The sequence below is a fragment of the Microcoleus sp. OTE_8_concoct_300 genome, assembly GCF_031383065.1.
Lineage (GTDB): Bacteria > Cyanobacteriota > Cyanobacteriia > Cyanobacteriales > Microcoleaceae > Microcoleus.
This window is the reverse complement of the sequence record NZ_JANMZH010000489.1, coordinates 1-5,238: the sequence shown is the minus strand read 5'-3', so window position 1 is coordinate 5,238 and position 5,238 is coordinate 1. Positions and strand designations below refer to the sequence as shown.

The 5,238-nt window shown below is 47.0% G+C and carries 4 protein-coding genes; 2 read left to right on the top strand and 2 right to left on the bottom strand.

Features of this window, described 5'->3' with window-relative positions:
• Nucleotides 1-217 precede the first annotated feature (217 nt).
• The gene (locus tag ACUVJL_RS22115; protein WP_445247800.1) at nt 218-2,161 is read right to left on the bottom strand and encodes an FAD/NAD(P)-binding protein; all 1,944 of its coding nucleotides are present in this window, start codon (nt 2,159-2,161) and stop codon (nt 218-220) included.
• A gap of 429 nt (nt 2,162-2,590) precedes the next feature.
• On the opposite strand from ACUVJL_RS22115, the gene ACUVJL_RS22110 reads away from it, so the two are divergent.
• Nucleotides 2,591-3,886, top strand: a complete 1,296-nt coding sequence (locus ACUVJL_RS22110) for an MFS transporter (RefSeq protein WP_445247801.1) — start codon at nt 2,591-2,593, stop codon at nt 3,884-3,886.
• Between the two features lie 64 nt (nt 3,887-3,950).
• On the opposite strand, the gene ACUVJL_RS22105 is transcribed toward ACUVJL_RS22110, so the two are convergent.
• Nucleotides 3,951-4,529: an NADPH-dependent FMN reductase gene (locus ACUVJL_RS22105; RefSeq protein ID WP_445247799.1), complete on the bottom strand. Its 579-nt coding sequence runs from the start codon at nt 4,527-4,529 to the stop codon at nt 3,951-3,953.
• Between the two features lie 152 nt (nt 4,530-4,681).
• Here ACUVJL_RS22105 and ACUVJL_RS22100 point away from each other — a divergent pair, with 152 nt between their 5' ends.
• Nucleotides 4,682-5,143, top strand: coding sequence for a hypothetical protein (locus ACUVJL_RS22100; RefSeq protein WP_445247798.1), 462 nt, complete (start codon nt 4,682-4,684; stop codon nt 5,141-5,143).
• Nucleotides 5,144-5,238 lie beyond the last annotated feature (95 nt).

Genomic DNA, 5,238 nt, shown 5'->3' with positions numbered 1-5,238 from the left:
ACAAAAATAAGGTGTAAAGGTCTATATTGCATTGTGCCGTAGAGGGTTTAGTTATTTTTCTCATTGTCCGATACCTAGAAAGTAGACGACCTATATTTATCAATTCACTGTTTGGTTATTTTGTCAATGCGTAAGTCCTATTATAGATTGGACTAACAAGACGCGATGGCGATCGTAAAACAGCCTGAGAACTCTGTCAATCTTTGCTGTGCAACTCCTACAAGACCTTCTCCATCTTTTGGGTCAACCAGGATTGCTCTCGGCATCGTAACTGCTCGATCACCTCTACAGCCCAGAGCCCTGAGTAGCTATCCCGCAGCATAGCAAAGTTACCGACTAAGTTTCCCTCAGTTGGAATGCCAATCACGGCAATATCTTCGTTGGTAACCCCCTCTCTATTGACAACAAATTGGGTTTGCTCAGTCATATCGATCGCGCCCGAGTAATACCCTTGCTGATTTGGGAGCATCGACTTATTTTCGTAAAGCCCGATCGTGCCACGTTGGAAAAGATTCTGGTAGAGAGGAGTTACATCTCGGGAGATATCTATATCTGGATACCGAGCATCAATCAGAGTATCAACTTGTACCACAGCTTTAGGAATTTCATCACACTGAAGTTCAAAACACTCATTGACCTCATCGAGCCGTAGGCGAGGGCTGCGTGCCACTGAACAATCCAATAATCCAGCCTTTAGGAGGGCCAGGAGCTTTTCAATATTAAGAATGGGAGGGCCAAAGGAAACTCGTTTGAACCTGGGGAAATAATACTCTACTAACTTTTTGTGTGACTCTGGGGTGAGCCCCCCAAACTGTAGAACTAAACCCAACGTTTTGCGGACTTCATACCAAATATCAATAGCAGCCCGGATACCGCACTGCGTCGGGCCTCGGTAAGCGCGGGCAATTTCTTGCTCCATGTAGCGTCCGATAAAGTCGGTCAACTCTTCTCCAGTTGCAAAACGACGGTCACCAATTGGCTCCAGCACCTGCCAACAGTCAAATCGAGCCTGCTCTGGATGGGCCAGCAGGTAGTCCTCAATGACCAGGCGTACCGCCTCCGCATCATTCCCGCAGGCTACCAGTCGGTCTCGATCCTCATCAGTCTTCATCTCCACTCGGTAGTAGCAAAGCTGCATCTCCAACTCCACAAGAGGCCACAGATCCCTCTCCAGGTCAAGTTTGCCCCCAGGTGCCTGCCGCCTCAGGTTAGCCAACGCATTGTCAGTCAAAAAAGTGAGCGGTGGTAAATCAATCACCCTATCAACTTTAGGCACCATCGGCAGACCACTACGACAAAAGGGGAAGATCGATCGAGGTTCTTTGCCACAGGCTATGTAAGACAGTGTCCCGTCCGTTGAGCGCTCAAAACGACCACCGCGACCTTCAGTTAATTCCAGAACCGCATCGATAAACGTCAATCCCATGCCCTTCATAGCGACTTTGGCACCTGCTGCAACTTTGCCCATAACCTCTACTACGGGATACACAAACGGGATGAATGTTGCGATCGGATGCTGTAGAGTAAAGTCCTGATAGCGCTTTTCCTCATAGCCCGGTGTGAGGGAAGAATGACCAGTAGCAAGCAGGATCTTGTCAACTTTAATAGTTTCCGTATATCCCTTCTGGGCCACAAACTCTAGTTCATATCCCTGTCGTTGGGGTCGAATATCAAGCACCTCTGCCACATGACAGAAAACTGTTACATTCAAGGGAAGCTGTTTGAGGAGATCACGAAATCCCTCCATGAGATAGCGGCCTATAACGCTCCTGGAGAGATACTCTTCCCCCGTCAAAGGCTGAGGTGGCTGAATTGTCTCATGGTACCAGTTCACAAAGTTTGGTCCTCTCCCGGTTACGATCGGCGGATCGGGTGCATCCCACAAATCAATCACCGCAGCGTTAATGTTGGCCTTGATGTATTCAGGCTGATCCGGATCGTAAATAGGGCTAGCCCCAAAATGAGGGGAACGATTAAAAACATGAATACGAAGAGGAGTGTTCAAAGGGCGAGCATTGAACTGGGCCAACAGCCTTTCAAAGCAATAGAATCCCTTAGGTCCGAGTCCCACAATGGCTACTGTATGAACCTGTTGCTCCTCAATCTCTTGGGTCGATTCTCCGCTGCTTGCAACAACTCTTCTCGACATTAGTCCAGACATGGGTTTGTTCTGATACATTTACGCGACACAATACAGAAAATTCCCGGACAATGCAGCGATAGCAACACCATCATTACTCCTCAGTTGTCTTCTTTTGAAGATATTTTCCACTCTCAAAAGCTTTCCCAAAACCTTACAAATCCTGACAAGCCAGACAATAATTTGTTTGAGCGATTTCTTCCTGTTTCACACGAGCAGTAATCCCAAACAACTGTCCTGAGACAACTAGCTTAGGCGGATTTCCTTGGAGATACTGCAAGCATACTATAGTTTTTTATTTTTATCAGTTATGTTACCAGAAATGTTGTGCTTTTTTTACCCCCTGAATGGACTCACAACTCTAGTTATCCTCTAAAATTTTAACTATTGGCTAACCTTGGAGGCTCGACATAGTTGCTAGAGTTCTATCGTTCCTTTAACGAAATCAGAGTGTTTTTCTTGGTTTGGATCGGCCAATGTGTCTCCCTCATTGGCTCTCGCCTAACGGCGTTTGGTCTTAACCTCTGGATCTATCAACAAACAGGATCGGTCAGCGAGTTTGGATTACTCATTCTGTGTAGCAGCGTGCCCGGCCTACTACTCTCTCCAGTGACGGGGGTCTTCGTTGACCGTTGGAGCCGACGTTGGACGATGATCATTGCAGACTCCTGTGTAGGGCTATGTACCCTGACTGTTGCTTGGCTATTTGTTAGCGATCATCTTTCAATCTGGACTCTTTATGGCATTACTGCCATCAGTTCCTGCTTTGAGGCATTTCAATCTACCGCTTATCTGTCTGCGACAACATTGCTTGTTCCGAAAGACCAGTTGATCCGCGCCAGTGGTCTGACAAGATTGGGAGGCGCTGTCGCTAAAATCATTGCGCCTTTTCTGGCCGGGATCCTTCTGGAAGTGATCCAGCTTGAAGGCATTATTCTGATTGACTTTGCCACTTTAGTTGTTGCGCTTGTGCCCCTTGTTCTCCTGCGATTCCCTGAGGTTGGCGATGATGGAGAACTCACTCAACCTCAACCCTTTTTCGAGGCAGTGGTCTATGGTTGGCAGTACTTAATCACGAGACCTGGACTTTTAGGACTGATGATTTTCTTAGCTGCCAGCAACGTTGTCATCGGAGCCTTTAGTGTATTATCAACTCCTCTGATTTTGACGATGACATCGCCAACGGGATTGGGAACTGTGCTCTCTATCAGTAGTTGTGGTCTAGTGGTTGGAAGCTTGTTGATGGGGATTTGGAAATCACAAGCACAGCACATCAAAACCTTATTTGGATGTATGGTAGCTGCTGGGCTATTTATCCTAGTGTCAGGATTACGCCCCTCCATCTATCTATTTACGATCGCTGATTTTTTCTTGTGTATGATGTTTCCCATTATCACAGGCTTGGTACAAGTGATTTTCCAGAAAAAAGTTGCACCTGAGGTCCAAGGTCGCGTGTTTAGTCTACAGGAGCCACTTGCTACTGCTGGTATAACCCTGGGGTATGCCATAGCGGGTCCTCTGGATGAGCTTGTTTTTGAACCCTTGATGACCTCAGATGGGTTGTTGGCAAACACCTTTGTTCAGATGATTGGGCTCGGTCCAGGTCGTGGCATTGCTCTTTTAGATATAGTCATGGGGGGGTTGCTTGTCATCGCAACCCTCTGTGTTTATCAGTACCCTCGTCTGCAGCAACTAGAGGATGAGCTCCCTGATGAAACAAACGTCACCTTAGAGCTGTCTGCCTGAGCACAGAGACCTCAAGCTGACGGGGTTGTCACCCCGTCAGAACCTCAACCACTGGAGCTAATCCCTAACGAGCTGCCTCCATCTGTCGTTTGTTGACCAAAGCCTCCGTATACCAAAGCAGTGCATTGATAAAACCATCGAGTTCTGCATTGAGCTTTACATCGCGCACCTGTCCCTGCTCATCAAACATCTCGCGGACTTGACCAATGGGGAATGGATCGGGGATCGGTAAGCCCCCCAAAGCCAGACTGAGGAGGCGTAATTGAGCCAGACAATTTATCCCACCAAATTGGCTTGCCGATACTGTACAGATGCCAACTGGTTTGTGTTCCCATGCCTGGGACGGTAAGTAATCCAGAGCATTTTTAAGAATACCCGGATAGCTGCCTTTATATTCCGGTGCCACAATCAACACCCCATCAGCCTGACTGAGCCGATCGCAAAACTGTTGCAGATTGGAGGGAGGTTTTTCCATGTGATCAAATCGCTCTTCCAGAATCGGGAGTCGATAGGTTTCTAGGTCAATGAGCTCTGTTTTGAGTCGATCGCGATCTTGCATGCGTGCAAGAATCCACTCGGCTACCTTGAGGCTCTGCCGCCCCTTTCTATAAGTACCGAGCAGGATGGGAATATAAGGTTTCATTGGTTGATCTCCAGTTTGTGTTATGGAAGTGATTGAGGCTGAATGGACTTACTCCCAATGGGTGTTCGTCTCCGATTGATAATAATTCAAAAATGGTAATGCCTTCTCGTTGTATTCTGGTGAAACATATTCCATATATCTAGGGAAAATCAATGTCAACTATGGTTGAGCCGATTCGAGTTCTGGTTTGTGGCGCTGGTAGTGGTTCCCATGCTCTAGCGGGAATTGTTTCGATGCTTCCGGGTGTGGAAGTTCGGGTTTTCATCGACAAAGCTGACAAAGTTTGTACATGGCGAGAGCAGATGAACAGTCACGGATTGACGGTCACTGTTTGGAATGAAAACAACGATCGTGTTAAATTCGTGGCCAATCCGTTTCTGGTCACTGATAACCCAGAAGAGGCAGCCCGCCACTGTGATCTCATTATCTTGCCTCTTCCCGCTTTTCTACATTGGCAGTACCTGAACTTACTGGCGCGGTACATTGAGGAAAGAGCCATTATCGTCGGTCTCCCTGGCCAAAGTGGATTTGAATTTGATGTCAGGAAAGCATTAGGGTCAAAGGTCAATACTAGGACTTACGCATTGACAAAAAACATCATCTATGTATTCTAGACAATGCCACCACTACTAAAGTTTGCTAAAATATGCTCACGTATAACTGAAGTGAATAGATTCCTTTGGACTTCATACCAGTTACTAATTATTTT

Bases quoted from the DNA above. Each gene is read 5' to 3' on its own strand.
- ACUVJL_RS22115 (WP_445247800.1), bottom strand. From the start codon at position 2,161: ATGTCTGGACTAATGTCGAGAAGAGTTGTTGCAAGCAGCGGAGAATCG.
- ACUVJL_RS22105 (WP_445247799.1), bottom strand. From the start codon at position 4,529: ATGAAACCTTATATTCCCATCCTGCTCGGTACTTATAGAAAGGGGCGG.
- ACUVJL_RS22100 (WP_445247798.1), top strand. From the start codon at position 4,682: ATGTCAACTATGGTTGAGCCGATTCGAGTTCTGGTTTGTGGCGCTGGT.